Annotated in this window: 15 protein-coding genes; 3 read left to right on the top strand and 12 right to left on the bottom strand. The window is 53.1% G+C overall.

Annotated features, from left to right (window positions below; translation table 11 throughout):
• Window positions 1-4 precede the first annotated feature (4 nt).
• Window positions 5-661 carry a response regulator transcription factor gene (locus tag ACAN54_RS16685; RefSeq protein WP_379157349.1) on the top strand — a complete coding sequence of 219 codons (657 nt, stop codon included), beginning with the start codon at window positions 5-7 and terminating at the stop codon, window positions 659-661.
• A 113-nt stretch (window positions 662-774) separates the two neighbouring features.
• Here the strand turns inward: ACAN54_RS16685 and ACAN54_RS16680 are convergent, their stop codons facing one another.
• The 5 genes from ACAN54_RS16680 to ftsE form a co-directional block, all read right to left on the bottom strand.
• Window positions 775-2,094, bottom strand: a complete 1,320-nt coding sequence (locus ACAN54_RS16680) for a PDZ domain-containing protein (RefSeq protein ID WP_379157548.1) — start codon at window positions 2,092-2,094, stop codon at window positions 775-777.
• Window positions 2,095-2,195: 101 nt separating this feature from the next.
• Window positions 2,196-3,665 (bottom strand): S41 family peptidase, encoded by a 1,470-nt coding sequence (locus tag ACAN54_RS16675; protein WP_379157545.1) that lies wholly within the window; start codon window positions 3,663-3,665, stop codon window positions 2,196-2,198.
• Between the two features lie 233 nt (window positions 3,666-3,898).
• Window positions 3,899-5,212 carry a murein hydrolase activator EnvC family protein gene (locus tag ACAN54_RS16670; RefSeq protein WP_379157346.1) on the bottom strand — a complete coding sequence of 438 codons (1,314 nt, stop codon included), beginning with the start codon at window positions 5,210-5,212 and terminating at the stop codon, window positions 3,899-3,901.
• Window positions 5,213-5,275: 63 nt separating this feature from the next.
• Window positions 5,276-6,190: a permease-like cell division protein FtsX gene (gene ftsX, locus ACAN54_RS16665; protein ID WP_379157343.1), complete on the bottom strand. Its 915-nt coding sequence runs from the start codon at window positions 6,188-6,190 to the stop codon at window positions 5,276-5,278.
• The gene (gene ftsE / locus ACAN54_RS16660; protein WP_379157541.1) at window positions 6,180-6,866 is read right to left on the bottom strand and encodes a cell division ATP-binding protein FtsE; all 687 of its coding nucleotides are present in this window, start codon (window positions 6,864-6,866) and stop codon (window positions 6,180-6,182) included. The genes ftsX and ftsE overlap by 11 nt, the downstream gene beginning before the upstream one ends.
• A 288-nt stretch (window positions 6,867-7,154) precedes the next feature.
• On the opposite strand from ftsE, the gene ACAN54_RS16655 reads away from it, so the two are divergent.
• Window positions 7,155-8,579 (top strand): VanW family protein, encoded by a 1,425-nt coding sequence (locus ACAN54_RS16655; RefSeq protein ID WP_379157340.1) that lies wholly within the window; start codon window positions 7,155-7,157, stop codon window positions 8,577-8,579.
• 157 nt (window positions 8,580-8,736) lie between these two features.
• Here ACAN54_RS16655 and ACAN54_RS16650 read toward each other — a convergent pair whose 3' ends face one another.
• Complete coding sequence (locus ACAN54_RS16650) at window positions 8,737-9,339, bottom strand: DL-endopeptidase inhibitor IseA family protein (RefSeq protein WP_379157337.1); 603 nt, start codon at window positions 9,337-9,339, stop codon at window positions 8,737-8,739.
• A 228-nt stretch (window positions 9,340-9,567) separates the two neighbouring features.
• Between ACAN54_RS16650 and ACAN54_RS16645 the strand changes: the two genes are divergently transcribed.
• Entirely contained in the window at window positions 9,568-10,353 is a 786-nt protein-coding gene (locus ACAN54_RS16645) for an alpha/beta hydrolase (RefSeq protein WP_379157334.1), read from the top strand.
• Between the two features lie 189 nt (window positions 10,354-10,542).
• Here the strand turns inward: ACAN54_RS16645 and argH are convergent, their stop codons facing one another.
• The 6 genes from argH to argJ all read right to left on the bottom strand — a co-directional run bounded on the left by argH (window position 10,543) and on the right by argJ (window position 18,078).
• On the bottom strand, window positions 10,543-11,958 hold the full coding sequence (argH, locus tag ACAN54_RS16640) for an argininosuccinate lyase (RefSeq protein ID WP_379157331.1): 1,416 nt from the start codon (window positions 11,956-11,958) through the stop codon (window positions 10,543-10,545).
• 109 nt (window positions 11,959-12,067) lie between these two features.
• Complete coding sequence (locus tag ACAN54_RS16635; RefSeq protein WP_379157328.1) at window positions 12,068-13,303, bottom strand: argininosuccinate synthase; 1,236 nt, start codon at window positions 13,301-13,303, stop codon at window positions 12,068-12,070.
• Window positions 13,304-13,677: 374 nt separating this feature from the next.
• On the bottom strand, window positions 13,678-14,646 hold the full coding sequence (argF, locus tag ACAN54_RS16630) for an ornithine carbamoyltransferase (RefSeq protein WP_379157325.1): 969 nt from the start codon (window positions 14,644-14,646) through the stop codon (window positions 13,678-13,680).
• A complete protein-coding gene (locus tag ACAN54_RS16625; protein WP_379157322.1) occupies window positions 14,643-15,929 on the bottom strand; it encodes an aspartate aminotransferase family protein in 1,287 nt (428 codons plus the stop codon). The genes argF and ACAN54_RS16625 overlap by 4 nt, the downstream gene beginning before the upstream one ends.
• A 57-nt stretch (window positions 15,930-15,986) precedes the next feature.
• Window positions 15,987-16,805, bottom strand: coding sequence for an acetylglutamate kinase (argB, locus tag ACAN54_RS16620; protein ID WP_379157538.1), 819 nt, complete (start codon window positions 16,803-16,805; stop codon window positions 15,987-15,989).
• Between the two features lie 40 nt (window positions 16,806-16,845).
• Complete coding sequence (gene argJ / locus ACAN54_RS16615; RefSeq protein WP_379157319.1) at window positions 16,846-18,078, bottom strand: bifunctional ornithine acetyltransferase/N-acetylglutamate synthase; 1,233 nt, start codon at window positions 18,076-18,078, stop codon at window positions 16,846-16,848.
• Window positions 18,079-18,096: the final 18 nt, after the last annotated feature.

Raw genomic sequence — 18,096 nt, 5'->3', positions numbered from 1 at the left:
TCTTATGATAAAAGTAGTCATAGTAGACGACGATTCATTTATCCGTGAAAGCCTCAAAGTGCTCGTTGCTCTCGACCCGGACATTGAGGTAGTTGGTGCTGCCGGCAATGGCCATGAAGCTCTATCTTTACTGGAGCAGCTGCCTCACACCGATGTAGTACTGATGGATATCCGGATGCCGGGCTGCGACGGTGTCGAGGGGACGAAGTTAATCAAAGCATCCCACCCCGGTACCTCCGTACTAATGCTAACGACCTTCGACGACGATGAATACATCATCGAAGCGCTGCGGAACGGGGCGAGCGGGTATTTACTGAAGAATATACCGCCGGACCGGATCATCCAGGGGATCAAAACCGTCCATGAAGGCAATCTGCTCATTCATCCCGACATCGCCCGCAAGCTGACGGGTTTTCTGCAGCCGGCGGCGCGTCCGAAAGAAGCCCCGTCCCGGGCACTGGAATCGTACGGGCTGACCAAGGCCGAGCTGGCTGTGGTGTCCTCAATCGCAGAAGGCCATACCAACAAGGAGATCGCTGCGGAACTTTTTTTAAGCGAGGGGACGATCAAAAATTACATCACCGATATTCTAAGCAAGCTCGGACTGCGCGACCGGACACAAATCGCCATCTATTATTGGAAGAATCAGCGGGGAAGCTAAGAATGATTGAGGGTAGGGGACATATACATTTCTATCAAAAAAGGCCTGTGCTCCCTGATTATCAGGGGACACAGGCCTTTGGCTTGGTTCAATGGATAGTGAGACTGTACGAGCTACACTCCGGCGGATTCCTGCTTCTGCTCCGCAGAAGCACCCTTGGCACGTCCCAGCCTTGCAGGCGGCTGGCTCCGGCGGCCTCCCCCAGTCTTCATCGTAAGGATGCTGAAGATGCTGGAAGGCTTGGCCTCTGCGGTGACCGAAGCGTCCGGCTCGGGCACCAGTATGATGCCGAGCTGATGATGGTCGCCATCATAAATCGCTCGCTGGAGGTATTTGCTCTCGCCTTCGCGGTTCTGCACCTCCAGCTTGCAGAACGCGGGATTCATGCGCAGCGCTTCATGCAGCTGCGCGGCATCGGTCAACAGGACCCCGTTGACCTTCAGCAGGATCTCGCCCGGCAGGATGCCCAGCTCCTGCGCAGGGCTGTCCGGCAGTACGGCCAGCACCTTGCGGCCGGCTGCCGGATGCACGAAGACAGGGCTTAAACTGCGCTCCTCCAGAGCGCTGTACCAGCCCAGAGCTTCGTGCAGCAGTACCGCTGCGAGCGCCGCGAGCACGGTCAGCGGGCTCCACCAGGCGGCAAGCCCGCTTAGGGCCAGCAGGACGATGCTGTACAGCAGCAGCCGTCCTGCCGTGCGGGCGCTCTTACGCCCGGGCAGCATGCCCTGGGTCATCTCGCTGAAGCCGATGATGACCGGCAGGGACACCAGGCCCAGCCCGCCGCCCAGCAGCGGGTGCCAGGGCAGATCCCCGATTCCTGCGCCAGAAGGCATTAGCAGGAATAGCGGCAGCGGCCAGAAAGCCTGCAGCTGGTAGCCGCCAACCACCTTGCCGCGCTTGCCTTTGAGAAAGAGCGGCGTAGCCAGCCTTGCGCCTTGCCACCGCGCCAGCAGTGCTTCGGCAAGATGCAACAGTGCGGCCAGCACGAGCAGTGCGGGTATATCCATCTCACGCAGCACACTAGCAATGGTACCCGCAGATCCGCTCTGCAGGATGCCCGGGAAAAAGGATAGGACAAATTGAATGATTCCTAGCACACCTATGGAATAGGCAAAACACAAATATCTGACACGAAAGAGCATAAGCACCAGACTGACGACCCAAATACAGGCCACCGCTGTACCCGTAAGTGAAATCCCGAGAGCCACCGCTGCAAGAGAAACGACGAGCCCCATAACCAGGCCACTCCATACCGTGCGCCAGGTCTCCTGGCCCCAGCTGTGCAGCTTCACGTGGATTAACTTCCGCTCCAGCGCTATCTGTCTGCGGTAATAAACAGCAATAAATAGTATTGCAATATAGTAATAGGGCTGAATCAGCATATGTATTACTGCTGTCCCCCAGCTTGTAAGCAATTCCGGCATTTCATTCAAACCGTTCGTCACACTCCTTTACGTCCGGGTGGTCATGATCTGCAGCTCATAGCACACAGTATACTAAAACATTTAAAAAAAGAAGGCTGATATCAGCCTTCCTACTTTTTCGACGGCGACGCCTGAATTTCCTTCTGAACCTCAGCAATTCCCTTGTTCAGCTGGTTGTCATTCACCGGGTTCTGAATCACCTTGATTAACGCAAGTTCCAGTGCTTCGGCGGTTTTGGCATCAATGCTGCCGGTCACCTTCAGCTTGGACGCGCTCTGGAATTTCTTCACCGCATCCTTCGTCGCGGCATCGAAATACCCGTCTTTGCGTCCCGGCTTGTAGCCGAGACCATCCAGCATTGTCTGCGCGCTTTTGACATCCGTGCTGTTCATGTTGTATTGCAGGGTGACATTTTTGTTAATTGGCGCTACCGAGAAGTAATCCGGCTGGGCTACCGCAATATCCGGTTTGATGCCCTTGCCGTGAATCCATGTGCCGTTTGGCGTCAGCCATTTGGCAATGGTAATCTTCAGCAGACTGCCGTCACCCAGCTGCTTGTCGAAGCTGGTCTGGACCGTGCCTTTGCCGAAGGAATTTTCTCCGATCAGCTTGGCTCCTGCCGATTGCTGCAGGGCTCCGGCCAGAATCTCTGAGGCGCTTGCGCTGCCTTTGTTCATCAGTACGACAACCGGATAATCTTTGCTTGAGCCCGTAGACTTGCTAACTTCAGCGGGCTTGTCTTTCTGTTCCACCTGAACAATGGCCTTGCCCTTTGGAACGAATTGCTCTGCCATCTCAATGACTACCGGCAGTACACCGCCCGGATCATTGCGGACATCAATAACGAGTCCCTTCATGCCCTGCTTCTCCAGCTTCCCAAGCTCTTCCTTGAACCGATCAGCGGTATTCAGGGAGAACTGTGTCACCTCAATGACGCCTACGCCATCCTTACCAAGCTTGGCGTATACCGTCTCCAGCTTGACATCATCGCGGGTTAACACGAATTCAAGTGGCGCTGCAGAGCCGGTGCGCTGAATCTTTAGGGTAGCCTTACTTCCCTTAGGCCCGCGGATTTTGGCTACCGCAGCATTCAAATCCATGCCCTCTAGGGTCTCCCCGTTGACTGACAGAATCACGTCTTTGGCCTGGAGTCCGGCTTTGTCGGCGGGAGATCCCTTAATCGGAGAGACGATGACGACTTTGCCGTTATCCGAGGAGACCTCCGCTCCGATGCCCGAGAATGAGCCTTCAATGCTCTCCTCGAACTTCTCAGCAGTTTCCTTGCCCATATAGTTCGAATACGGGTCGCCTAGTGCCTCCATCATTCCATTGACGGCACCGTCGATCAGCTTCGTCCGGTCTATCTCCTGGTAGTAGTTCCCTTCTATAAGGCTTAGCGCGGTCCCAAGCTTCTGCGACTCGTTCTCCTGCAGGCCACCAGACCGCACGACCGCTGCTGCCGCACTTTCACCCGCAGCATGTCCGAATATATCCGCATAGCCGGTGACGCCCAAGGTTAGCAGGCTACCGCACAGCAGGGCGGCGACAATCATAAACGCCGCAGTGCTTTTCTTCAACATGATGTTCACACCGTCCCTTCTTGTCCATCTTATGAAGCCCAAGACACAGCCGTTCTGCAAAGAACGGTATCTCTTCCAGTATATGCCGCAAAGTTAATTAATATTTATTATGAAGCTGAACTTTAAATTTTCATATTTGGGGATAGTCCTAACTCTGGAAAATGTATGGACATCCGGCCGCTGTTGTCCCCTATGGGTTTGCAAGTTCATCTTATCTCATTCTTCTAGCAGCCCTATAGATAAGGCATCGGATCAACCGGTTTGCCGTCAATCCGCACTTCAAAGTGCAGATGCGGGCCAGTGACACGGCCGGTTGCGCCTGATTCAGCAATGGTCTGACCGCGTGATACCCGGTCACCAACACTAACCTTGATGCCACCCTCGCGAATATGACCGTAAAGCGTCCATACCCCGCCGCCATGGTCGATCACTACAGTATATCCATAGCCACTCCACCATTCAGCTACAATAACCGTACCAGAATCGGCAGCATGAATGTCCGTCCCTTGCGGAACAGCAAAGTCCGTACCTGTATGCATCTTGCCTACTTCACCCGTCACGGGATGTGTGCGGACTCCATAAGGTGAAGAAATCCGTGCCGATCCTACAGGAAGCAGGAATGGCCCTCCACCACCGGCATATTCAGAGGAACTCCCGCTGCTGTCGGAGCTTGAGCTTGAACTGCTGCTGGAAGCCCGGGCAGCAGCGGCTGCAGCCGCTGCTGCAGCTCTGCGCGCAGCTTCAGCTTTGGCAGCCGCTGCTTTGCGTGCAGCTTCTTCAGCTTTGATCTGGTCCTTCTTATTCTCAAGCAGCGAACGCTCACTGGCCAGCTGCACCAGCTTGGCATCCTGCTCTTCTGTGAGACCGTCCGACTCCTGAATTTCCTTGTCATAGTAGGCGATAAGCTCCTGCTTCTCCGCTTCCTTCTCCTTCAGCACAGTGCGCTGGGACTCCAGATCCGTGTACAGCTGCTTAGCTTGTGCATATTGCCCTTCGAGCTCCTGTTTCTTGGCAACAACCATCTGCTTGTCCAGCTTGTGCTGCACCAGGAGGTCCTGATCCTGATCCACAATCATTTTGAGGGAATCGGCCCGGTCTACGAAATCCGAGAAACTTGTCGAAGAGAGCAGCACATCCAAATAAGAGACCGCACCGTCGGTATACATCAGACGAACCCGCGATTCCAGCAGCTTTTCACGGGATGCCACGCGTGCTTCCGCCTCATCCAGTTCGTTTGCCGTCACGGTAAGCGACTCCTCTGTACTGGTGATTTTACCGGAAATATCCTTCATTTGGCCTTTAACCTGATCAATTTGATCCAGAACATACTGGAGATTAAGATTCGTCTTATTCAGATAATGTTTGGCTTCCTGGTTGCGTGAAGCCGCCTTATCCTGCGCGGCCTTGGCATCTTGCACCTCTTGCTGCAGTTGCTTCAGCTGTTTGTCAATTTCTGCAACCGTGGTCTTTTTGGCATATCCGTCAGAGGGTTGGAATAGTGTGACAGCCAGCAACACTGCGGTCAATCCGGCGGCAATCTTCTTCAACTCGCACTCCCCGTCCTTTGTCTTGTATGATATTCAGCTTTCGCCTTGAGATTGAACCAGACATTATACTTTCAGGAACTTTCGGATCGATACGGTACTTCCCCATACACCGATCAGCACTCCCAGGCCGACAAGCAGCCCGCAGAGCAGAACCCATATATCTTCGAACCGGATCAGCTGCAGCCCCAGCATGGGATCTCCCTGCACGGAAGCCACGAGACTGCTATAGCCTACATAAAGCGCTCCGGACGTAATTAGCGAACCTATCAATCCAATGAGTGCTCCTTCAATAAAGAACGGCCAGCGGATAAAATAATTCGTCGCTCCCACCAGCTTCATAATTCCAATCTCCTTGCGGCGGGCAAGAATGGTTACCCGAATGGTGTTGGAGATTAGGAACATCGACATAATTGCCAGGCCTGCTACAAAAATAAACCCGATATTGCGTACCGCTTTTGTCACTTTAAAAAGCGTTTCGACTGAGCCCTTACCATAATTCACCTTATAAATCGGCTTTTCTTCATGGGTTTTGTTAAGCGCTTCTATCTTCTCCGCTACAAACGGAACTGTCGTCGGCTGGATAACCTCCACGAGCAGCTTATCCGGCAGCGGATTGTTGTCTTCATCAAAGCCTTCCAATAACTCGGCGGCATCCGGCCCCATATCCTCACGGAATTCCTTCAGCCCCTGCTCCTTGGAGACGAACTCCACCTTGCTGACCTCCGGCATGCTGCCGATTTCATTTTCCAGCGTTTCACGCATCTTTTGATCGGTATTCAGGGTGAGATGCACATTGATCTGCACCTGGCTGTCCGCCTTGTTGGCGACCGCGTTGACATTAAGCACCAGCAATATGAAGACACCAAGCACGAATAGGGAGACGACAATGGAGGTGATGGAAGCCACCGACATCCAGCCGTTGCGGAATACGTTTTTGAAGCCTTCCCGCACATGCCGCAAGAAGGTTTTAAAACTCATAACCATATTCCCCTCTCACTTGGTCTCTGACGATATTACCGTTCTCGATGGCCAGTACACGCTTGCGCATTTTGTTGACAATATCTCTGTTGTGTGTCGCCATAACTATGGTTGTTCCGCGAAAATTAATCTCATCCAGCAGCTGCATGATTCCCCATGAAGTCTCAGGGTCCAGGTTACCTGTAGGCTCGTCCGCAATAATGACAGATGGGTTATTGACAATCGCCCGGGCAATGGCAATCCGCTGTTGTTCCCCGCCTGACAGCTGCGAGGGCTCACGGTTCGCTTTGCTGCGCAGGCCGACTAATTCGAGCACTTCAGGGACACGTTTTCTGATAACCTTCTTCGGAGCCTCAATAACCTCCATCGCAAATGCCACATTCTCATAGGCCGTCAGTCTTGGCAGCAGACGGAAGTCCTGGAAGACCACCCCGATATTCCGGCGGACATAGGGGATTTTGCGTGGCTTCAGCTTGCCTATATTAAACCCGCCTACCGAGATCTGTCCTTTGGTCGGCATTTCTTCTCTATAAATTAATTTCATAAACGTTGACTTGCCGGCACCAGACGGCCCGACGACGTATACGAACTCATTGCGGTCGATCTTGACGGATACGCCTTGAAGCGCATGGGTTCCGTTCGGATAGGTCTTCCACACATCCTGCATTTCGATCACTTCATCACTTCCCGATTCTGACATATTCCGCTGCAAACTACAGAAGCTTCCATAAACTGCATGAATACCGCAGGCGTCTCTATTGTAACAAATTCGTAACTGCTTGAGTACCCGAAAGTTTTTCGGATATCGCACATATACATAAAAGGCGTCCATAACCATCTACAAATCTAACCAATGCCGCTCTATCTATTAATTTATATCGGCTGTAGAAGCTGTTCCTTAAGTCTGTTGCCCCTGGCCTGCGTCTTCGTTAGCGCAAATCCGCCCAGCAAAAGGAGAATATTCATGAAAAAGATCCATGCCACCCTCATTGCGGTGATTGGCCTGCTCCTGGCCGGCTCGCTCATTGCCGGAGGACTTTATTTATATGGAAGCTCAGTCAAAGTGCCCCCAAAGACTGTTCTAGCCGGCTGGGACGTGGGAGGTATGGATATTACAGAGGTACGCACCGGACTTACAGCCAAACTGCAAGCACTCGAGACACTCCCCCTGGTGCTGAAGGCAGAGCCTAATACCGAACTACCGGCTACGCTTCAGCAGGCTGGAATGACGTATGAGGCAGAGGCATTTCTCCATGGACTGGACACGCTCACCGAGGGAGGACTTCTGGAACGGGTACGCTCCCGCTGGAGCTTTCCGCGAAGCTGGGAGCTTGGGGTTCATCTGGAACTAACTGAACTTCAGACAAGTCTAAGTCCGGCCTGGGAAAAAGAAACCTTTGGGGTTCCCGTGAATGCTGAACGACGCATCACCGCAGATGACCAAGTGGTCTATACGCCCGAAAAAACTACCTATGCAGTGGATTGGCATACGCTGGAGCTTATGCTGCAGGCGGCTGCACCGGTGTCCCTCCGTAGTGCCGACAGCCTTAAAGGACGAACGATACAGCTTGAAGTTCCGCTCAGTACACGGCTGCCGGAGGTCACCCTGAAGGCACTGAAGGAGCAGGGTATTGAGCGGAAAATATCGCAGTTCAGCACCTCCCTCGGCGCAAGCGGCCCGGGACGCACCTTCAATGTTGAGGCTGCCGCTCAGGCCGTTAACGGCACCGTTTTGCCGCCTGGAGCTGTCTTTGACTACGGGAAAGCCATTCAGAAAGCCCAGGCAGATACCGGGTTCCGTGAAGCACCCGTTATTATTAACGGGAGGCTTGAGCCCGGTACGGGCGGGGGCATCTGCCAGGTATCCAGCACACTGTATAACGCAGCACTTCGTTCAGGTCTCGAAATTGTGGAGCGGCGCAATCATTCCCTGCCGGTGGGTTACCTTCCGAAAGGACAGGATGCCACCTTCTCCGAAGGCAACATCAATTTCCGCTTCCGCAACAACACCGGCAAATACCTAATTATCCATGCCGCTGTCCAGGGACGCACCTTAACTGTGAAGCTGTTCGGTACGTTCCCGAAGAACGTAACCTTTCTTGTCCAGTCCCGGACCGTAGAGGTTCTTTCACCTGCCGACAAATATGTGAGTGACCCTTCACTTCCGCGCGGTGGTACCCGGATTCTCCGGAACGGGAAAACCGGCTATATCGTCGAAACCCATATTACCCGTCTCGTGGATGGTAAAGCCGTAGAGAAAAAACTTCTCTCCCGGGATACCTACTACGCCCAGAAACGTATCATCGCCATCAACCGGGGCGGCATGGGCAAGTCGATCCAGCCAGACATCAGCAAGCAGCCACTCATAGAGGATGGTGTGCACGGGTGATTGGCATACGATGGAGCCAAGATCTTATTAAAAGACCGCCACCTGTCTGTCTGCCCCCTATCCACATCAAAAAAAGACGGCTAGGACATTCTCAGTCCGCCGTCTTTTTGGCATAAAGCTTCAGTTATGGTCTTCCTTCTGCTAGCCTCTGTTCATCTTAGAACAGGCTATCCGGAGACATATCAATTCTCCAATACCCGTTCACTTTCTTCAGCTTCACCACCACGCCTTCCGTAGAGCCAGTTCCTCCAATGGAGGGTACACTCAGTTCAAAAACGGCAGTTTGAGCATTCTTAGAGAGCATGCGGGCTGTCGCCTTACTATAATCAAGTGAATTGCCCACATCCACATTCATCTGCGCCATTCTACCGTTCTGCTCCAAAAACTGCGTCTGCACATAAAACGCTGCAGCATTGTGAGTGTACGCCTTTTTGACGTAATTCATTAGCTTCTGCTTGGTCCCCAAATCACTGGAGAGATAGCGGTACTCCGTCCCCTTATACTGAAATATTTCCGGCTGATACGTCGCACCCCCAAGATTGGTATATGTATATATCGCTTTGGCGTGGACCAGGAGTGGAATAATACTCTTCACCGTCAGATTATTGATCGTTGCCGGACCTTCCTTGCCTGGTGCGGATACCGCTACGGACTTCACGCCTTCGATTCCGAATGTTGGCGAAGCCGCGAATACCCCACTCTGCGCCGATACTAGACCTAGGGAAAGAGCTAATGTGCTAAGCAGTACTTTTTTGTTCATAGTAATTCCTCCTCGTATAGTGTTTGGATTGTGAACAAGTTACCGACTCAAAGTACTATATAACTTGCGATAGCCTGTAAGCTAAAAATACCCAATTCACTATGGGATCCAAACAGCTGCCTGTTATAGTCCTGACGGGGCACTGTGTAATAATTCTAGAGCTTTCTACAATTTATATCTAATTTCTGCTGTGCTATCATTTGGGCAGAATGGAAAGGAGATAATTATATGGCTTTGATGGAATGCAGGTTTTATTCGGAGGTACTGGGACTGAGTACCTCGATGACAGTGATTTTGCCCCAGCAGACCACTACACAGATCGGCATGACTAATGTAACGAACGGCAAACTTCACCCTACCCTCTATTTACTGCACGGGCTGTCGGATGACGACTCGATTTGGCTGCGCCGCACCTCCATTGAGCGTTATGTCGCTGAGATGGGGATCGCGGTGGTAATGCCGCAGGTACACCGGAGCTTTTATACGGATATGGCTGAGGGAGGGCGGTACTGGACCTTTATCAGCGAAGAATTGCCGGCGCTTGCCCGATCCTTTTTCCCGCTGTCACCGAGACGTGAGGACACCTTTGTGGCAGGATTGTCGATGGGCGGGTATGGCGCGATGAAGCTGGGACTGCGTAAGCCTGAAACTTTTGCAGCGGCGGCAAGCCTGTCAGGGGCGCTCGATATGGCGCATCATTTCATGAACTGGGAGGACTCCACCAAGAAGACCGAAGAGTACGTGCGGATTTTTGGCGATAAGAGTATTGAAAACACGCCGGATGATCTGCTCTGGCTGTTGAAAGAGGTAGACCGTTCCAAAGGGCCCAAACCAATGCTCTACCAATGTTGCGGCACGGAGGATTTCCTGTATACAGACAACCAGAGCTTCCGCAAGGCTTGCGCCAAAACCTCACTGTCTCTAACCTATGAGGAAGGCCCTGGCGAACACGAATGGGGTTATTGGGATGCCAAAATCCGTGACGTGCTGGCCTGGCTGCCTCTCGGTAAATAACTCAAAACCTATGGCACCCATACGGATAATCCCACTTGGATTCAAGTCTAAATTCATCAGTCAGCTTGCGATATTTTTTAGGTGAGCTTATATAGCAAAAGAACTGTCCTCCCCATATCCAGTGATGTGGTAGAAAGACAGTTCTTTTTTTGGATTCCGGCAATCTATTTTCAGCCAACCGGCCTCTTCTTACCCTATAGTATTCACATGCTGGGCTATCCACTCACTGGCATCGTTCAAGCCTGCCTCTGCCCGTTCAATCGCTGCTTTGACTTGTACAGTAGCCGTACCGCCATAGACGTTACGAGCGTTCACAACAGCCTCCGGCTGCAGCACCGCGTAGATCTGCTCATCGAACAGCGGGGAGAATTGAGTGAACTCTTCCAGTGTCAGATCCAGCAGGAATTTGCCTTCGTTAATGCAATACAGCACCGTCTTGCCAATAACCTCGTGCGCCTGGCGGAAAGGCAGACCTTTGCCCACCAGAAAGTCGGCGATATCGGTTGCATTGGAGAAGTCTGTGTTGACGGCTTCACGCATCCGGCCTTTGTTCACCTTCATGGTGGAGATCATGGGTGCAAACAGCTGCAAGGCACCGGTCAGGGTAGCCACGGTATCGAACATACCCTCTTTGTCTTCCTGCATATCTTTATTGTAAGCCAGCGGCAAGGACTTGAGTACAGTCAGCAAGCCGATGAGATTGCCGTATACACGGCCGGTTTTGCCGCGTACCAGCTCTGGTACATCCGGGTTTTTCTTCTGCGGCATAATGCTGCTTCCTGTGCAGAAGGCATCATCCAGCTCTACGAAGCTAAATTCCGTACTGCTCCATAGCACCAGCTCTTCACTGAGCCGGGAAAGGTGAGTCATCACGAGCGCAGCATTGGCCAGGAACTCAACGATGAAGTCACGATCACTGACGGCATCCAGGCTGTTCTCATAGACACTGTCAAACCCGAGTTGTTCTGCCACAAAATGACGGTCAATCGGGAACGTAGTTCCCGCAAGCGCCCCTGCTCCCAGAGGAAGCACATTGATCCGTTTGTAGCTGTCCATCAGACGCTCTGCATCACGGCGAAACATGGACACATATGCCATCAGATGATGGGCGAACAGGATCGGCTGGGCACGCTGCAGATGTGTGTAACCTGGAACAATGGTCTCCACATTGTCCTTGGCTTGCCCGATCAGCGCTTCCTGCAGCTCATGCAGCAAGGCCACCAGTTCCACTACACGGTTACGCAGATACAGATGCATATCCGTAGCCACCTGGTCGTTGCGGCTGCGTCCGGTGTGCAGCTTGCCGCCGACCGGGCCGATCTCCTCGATCAGATTCTTCTCGATATTCATATGGATATCTTCATCCGCTACGGAAAAGGCAATCTCTCCGGCGCGTACTTTTTGCAGCACTTTGTTTAATCCCTGTTTGATCGTTTCCACATCATCCAGCGGCAGGATACCGCATTTGCCCAGCATCGTGACATGAGCCAGACTGCCCTGCACATCTTCTTCAGCAAGTAGCTTATCGAATCCGATAGAGGCTGTATATTCCTCCACCAGCTTGTTCGTTCCTTTGGTAAACCGTCCGCCCCACAGCTTGCTCACCTGTTGTATCCTCCTCTATTGACGTTAGAAGGGCCGCTCCTGTCCTGACGGGAGGAACGGCCTTCGGCTGTCTACTTAAGTATGCCTTATCTATATGCCTAACGTTTAACTATTGGTTCGATTCCGCCACGCCCGCCGAAACCTTAAGACGCAGGGCATTCAGGCGAATAAAGCCTGTAGCATCTCCTTGATCATAAGCCTGTGTCGGATCAGCTTCCATCGTTGCGATGTCCGGATTGTACAGGCTGACCGGAGACTTCACGCCGGCTCCGATAACATTGCCTTTGTACAGCTTAACGCGCACGGTGCCTGTAACGTTCTTCTGGCTTTCTTTGACCAGTGCTTGCAGCGCAAGACGTTCAGGTGCGAACCAGAAACCGTTGTACACGAGGGTGCTGTATTTGGTAATCAGGCTGTCACGCAGATTCATCACTTCACGGTCCATAGTGATGGACTCCATTTTGCGGTGGGCTGTGAACAGGATCGTTCCGCCCGGAGTCTCGTACACGCCGCGGCTCTTCATGCCGACAAACCGGTTCTCCACCATATCTACGCGTCCAATGCCATGCTTGCCACCCAGCTCATTCAGCTTCTCCATCACCTGCAGCGGTGTCATAGCCTCGCCATTCAGTGCGATACAATCGCCCTTCAGGAAGTCCAGCTCCAGGTATTCGGCCTGATCCGGAGCATCCTCCGGCGCGTTGCTGAGGAGGAACATTTCTTTGTTCTCCGGTGCGCTTGGATCGAACCACGGATCTTCCAGTACGCCGCTCTCATAGCTGATGTGCAGCAGGTTGCGGTCCATGGAATACGGCTTAGCCGCCGAAGCCTGGACCGGAATGCCATTGGCCTCCGCATAAGCGATCATTTCCGCACGGCCCGGGAACTGGTTGCGGAATTCTTCAAGCCGCCACGGTGCAATCACCTTGATGCTTGGCGACAAGGCTGCCGCGTTCAGCTCGAAGCGCACCTGGTCATTCCCTTTGCCCGTTGCGCCATGGGCAATAGCCGTCGCGCCTTCGGCGATGGCGATGTCGACCATACGCTTGGCAATCAGCGGACGGGCGATGCTGGTGCCAAGCAGGTATTGACCTTCATACAAAGCGCCCGATTGGAACATCGGGTAGATGAAATCACTTGCGAACTCGTCGCGCAGATCATCAATGTAGACCTTGGAAGCGCCGGTAGCGAGGGCTTTTTCCTCCAGACCCTCCAGCTCTTCTTTCTGGCCGATATCGGCTGTAAAAGCAATGATCTCCGCGTCATATGTTTCCTTCAGCCATTTCAGAATAACTGAGGTATCCAGCCCGCCGGAATAGGCGAGCACAATTTTTTCTTTGGGCATGGGGTTGCAACTTCCTTTCGTGTGGGGGGTATAGGATGAACTTCACCAGGCGTATGGAGCCTCCGGTGTCTGAACGCAACTGCGTGAAATGTTTGGACTTTCGGCCGCTGTTATAATCGGATTTCTGTAATTTCAAGCCCGCAGGCTGTGGGGGAAATCCGATTATAAAGGCGGACGCATTCGCTCCTACAGTTCCAAACTTTCACTCCGTTGCTAGGCACCAGAATTCCAACCCTCAATGCTAAGTTCAACCTATATTATGTTTTATATAGCATAAGACCAAGCAAGACCCTTGCCTGATTTGCATAATCAATCTCGATTCACTGCATATTACTGCTTACTCTGAGCTTTAGTGTAGCCCGGAGAGTCACTACTCAGCCCATCAATGCAGCCATCAGCGCTTTCTGCGCATGCAGACGGTTCTCAGCCTGGTCGAAGATTACGGAGTTCGGACCGTCGATTACGCCCGTGCTGACCTCTTCCTCACGGTGGGCCGGCAGGCAGTGCAGGAACAGATAGTCGCTCTTCGCACCTTTGACCAGTTCCTCGTTCACCTGATAGTCCTTAAAAGCCGCCTCACGCGCAAGCTGCTCCGCTTCGAAGCCCATGCTCGCCCATACATCTGTGTAGATCACATCAGCGTCCTGCACGGCTTCCTGCGGGCTGCGGGTAATCACAATCACAGAGCCGGTTTCTTTGGCAATTTCGCGCGCCTCCGCAACTACAGCCGCATCCGGCTCGTAGCCTTCCGGTCCGGCAATGGAGACATGCACACCCAGCTTGGCACCGCCGATCAGCAGAGAATGCGCCATGTTGTTGCCATCACCGATATAAGCCAGCTTCAAGCCCTTCAGCTTGCCCTTGTGCTCGTAGACGGTCTGATAATCGGCCAGCACCTGACACGGATGTGCCAGATCGCTAAGCCCATTGATAACTGGCACTGAAGCATAACGGGCAAGGTCTTCTACTTTGTCATGACCGAAGGTACGGATCATAATGCCATCCAGATAACGTGACATCACCTGTGCCGTATCCCCCACAGTTTCTCCGCGTCCGAGCTGGATATCATTTTTGCTGAGGAACAGCGCATGACCACCAAGCTGATACATGCCTACTTCGAACGACACGCGCGTGCGGGTCGAGGATTTTTCAAAAATAAGCCCAATCGTCTTGCCCTTCAGCGGCTGATAGACCTCACCGCTCTTCTGCTTGCGCTTGAGCTCGATTGCCAAATCAATCAAATACGTGATTTCCTCCGGGCTATAGTCGTTCAGCTCCAGCAAATCGCGGCCTTTAAGCTGCTGCGCTAGCTTCCCGGTATCGCTGTGTACTCCCTGGCTCATGAACCTGCCTCCCATTTTCCATTGTTAACATAAGTATGAATCAGTTCTGAAAGGATGTCCACCGCCTGGCGGATCTCATCGGTGCTTACATACAGGTTAGGCAGAAGCCGAATGACATTCGATCCGGCCTGTACGAACAGCAGCCCGCGTTTCTGTCCTGCCAGCACTGTATCTCCTACCGGTGCAGCACATTCGATGCCGATTAGCAGTCCTTTACCGCGGATCTCCTGCACAAATGGTGTATCTGCCAATTTCTCTCTAAGCAGCTCTCTCAGGTACTCACCCATCTCGGCGGCACGTTGTGATAGATTATCTTCAAGCATCGTTTCGATCGTCGCTTCCATTACTGCTGCCGCCAGTGGTGTTCCGCCGAAGGTGGTCGCATGACTGCCTGGACTGAATGCTTCACGCAAATAGCCTTTGCCGAGCATAACACCTGCAGGGAAGCCGCTGGCGACTCCTTTGGCCAGAGTGAAAATATCCGGCTCAATGCCGTAGTGTTGATGTGCAAACAGCTTGCCTGTACGTCCCATACCAGTCTGCACCTCATCCACGATCAGCAGCAATCCGTGCTCCTTGCACAGTTCTACAACCCCATCCAGGAACTCCTGCTGCACTTCGAGCACGCCGCCTTCAGCTAGAATCATTTCCAGCATAATCGCTGCGGTATTCTCGGAGATGGCCGCCTTCAGCGCTGGAAGATCATGCAGAGGTACGGTCTTGAAGCCTGCCGGGAGTGGCAGGAAGCCTTCTTTTACCTTTTGCTGTCCAGTAGCCGTCAGCGTTGCTAAAGTACGTCCATGGAAGGACTGCTCGAACGTAATCACTTCATAGCGGCCCGTTCCCTTCACTTTCTGGTGATACCGGCGTGCCAGCTTGATCGCCGCTTCATTCGCTTCCGCTCCGCTGTTACAAAAGAACACCTGATCCGCACAGCTGTTAGCCGTCAGCAGCGTCGCTACCCGGTCCTGGCCCGGAATATGGAACAGATTAGAGACATGCCAGAGTGTATCAATCTGAGCTTTCAGCTTAGCGCCAACCTTCTCCGGTGCATGGCCCAGACTTGTTACAGCAAGGCCGCACATGAAATCGAGATATTTGTTGCCCTGATCGTCCCACACCCAGCTGCCTTTGCCTTTGACGAGACTAATGTCGTATCTGGCGTAGGACGGGAATACCGCACTCAGCTTGGCAGGAGCAGCCTCCTGAACCTCCGTCTCTGCTGAACGGTCCTGCGGCGCCCCTGTCAAAGAATCTTTTTCCGCTTGCGTAAGCTCACTCATTCTTAGTCACTCTCCCACCATGCTGCTTCCGGTATTCCCGTCAGCGCTTGTTATTAGTTATGAACGGATAATCCGTGTTCCCAGTTCTTCACCCTGCAGCACCCGGCTGAGCACCCGCGGCTCTTTGCCGTCAACAATCACTACTTCGGACACGCTTCCCTGAATACAATCGATCGCCGCGCGTACTTTGGGAATCATCCCGCCATAAATTTCGCCACTTTCGATCAAATCTTCAATCTGCCCCACCGTCACTGAGGGGAGCACGGTTTTGTGGCCATCCAATGTACGCATTATGCCAGGCACATCTGTAACAACGATCATCTGGGGCGACCCGATAAAAGATGCCACCGCCCCTGCCGCCGTATCCGCATTAATATTGTAACGCTGGCCTCCAGCATCTACACCAACCGGCGCAATTACAGGAATATAGCCCATCGACAGAATACCCCGTACAATATCTGCGTTGACCTCTGTCACTTCACCAACCAGCCCCACTTCATCACTGTTCGCGACCGGCCTTGCGGTGATCAGCCGTCCATCCACACCAGATAGACCTAGCGCCTTACCACCGCTGCCCTGAATTCTTCGGACAATGGCCTTGTTGATACTGCCGGCCAGTGTCATCTCCACTACATCCAGCACTTCCTCGGTCGTCACCCGCAGGCCGTTCACGAAGCTGCTCTCAATGCCTAGCTTCTCCAGATTGCCGGAAATCGCTGGCCCTCCACCATGCACAATGACGGGCTGGGCACCGCTCTCCTGCAGTTCCCGCAAATCATCAAAGAACGAATCCGGAAGCGCCGCCAGCGTACTGCCGCCACATTTCATGACGAACAGTCCGCCAGCCTTTTGATGCTCAACAGGTTCTAATGTCATAATACCAAAATCCTCCCAGTTAACCGAATGCAGCCGTGAATCAGGTACGGTATGCGGCATTAATGCGTACATAGTCATACGTCAGGTCGCAGCCCCAGGCTGTAGCCTTGCCGTCTCCGTCAGACAATGATACGGTGATCAACACGGTATCGCTTTTTTGCAGATAATGCAGGGCCTTCTCTTCATCAAAAGCCACCGGCCTTGACTGCTTGAGCACCTCAATTCCGCCAAGTGAAATATCCACCTGCTCCGGTGATACCGGCACTCCTGCACGCCCTACTGCGGCAATTACTCTCCCCCAGTTGGCATCCGCACCGAAAATCGCCGATTTCACGAGACTTGAACCGACAACCGTCTTGGCAATTGCAGCCGCAGCCTCATCATGCACCGCACCGCTGATCTGAACCTCTATGAGCTTCGTCGCCCCTTCGCCGTCACGGGCTATCGCCATGGCTAGACTCTTACAGACATGTATAAATGCCGCGGCAAAATCTTCCCAGTCCGCATGCAGCTGTGTCAGCTTCTCATTCCCCGCAAGACCGCTTGCCATCGCAACCAGCATATCGTTAGTACTGGTATCTCCATCTACCGTAATCATATTAAAGGTCGTATTCGTCGCAGTGCGTAGCAGACCGAGCAGAGCCTCACCGTCAATTACAGCATCCGTGGTCATAAAGCCCAGCATGGTTGCCATATTGGGATGAATCATTCCCGAACCCTTGGCTGCTCCGGCAATCGTGACTTCCTCACCGCCGACCATTACTTTCACGCAGCATTCTTTTTTGACCAAATCTGTGGTGAGTATTGCCTGGCAGAACTCTTCCGCTCCGGCGGCTCCTCCATCCAGCTTCTCAGGCAGTCCGGCAATACCGCTTCGCACACGATCCATCTTCAGCAGCTCACCGATCACACCGGTAGAAGCGACCGCAACATCCTGTTCATTAACACCCAAGCAGCGGGCAGCGGCAGCACGCATTTCATAGGCATCGGCTTCACCCTGATCGCCAGTGCAGGCATTCGCATTCCCGCTGTTCACGATGACCGCCTGCAGTGTACCATTCACCAGACTCTCCCGTGTCACCTTAAGCGGCGCAGCCTGAAAAATATTCGTTGTATACACAGCAGCCGATGTAGCAGGAACCTCGCATAGGATGGCTGCCAGGTCATTGCGTTCGGTCTTCTTCAGGCCGCAGTGCAGCCCTCCAGCCTTGAATCCCTTTGGGGTTGTAACACTTCCGCCTTCCACGACGGTAAAACCTTGCTTTTCACTCATTGTATTGTTGACCGCCGA

The sequence above is a fragment of the Paenibacillus diazotrophicus genome (genome assembly GCF_042610465.1).
This window is presented reverse-complemented; position numbering and strand designations above follow the sequence as displayed.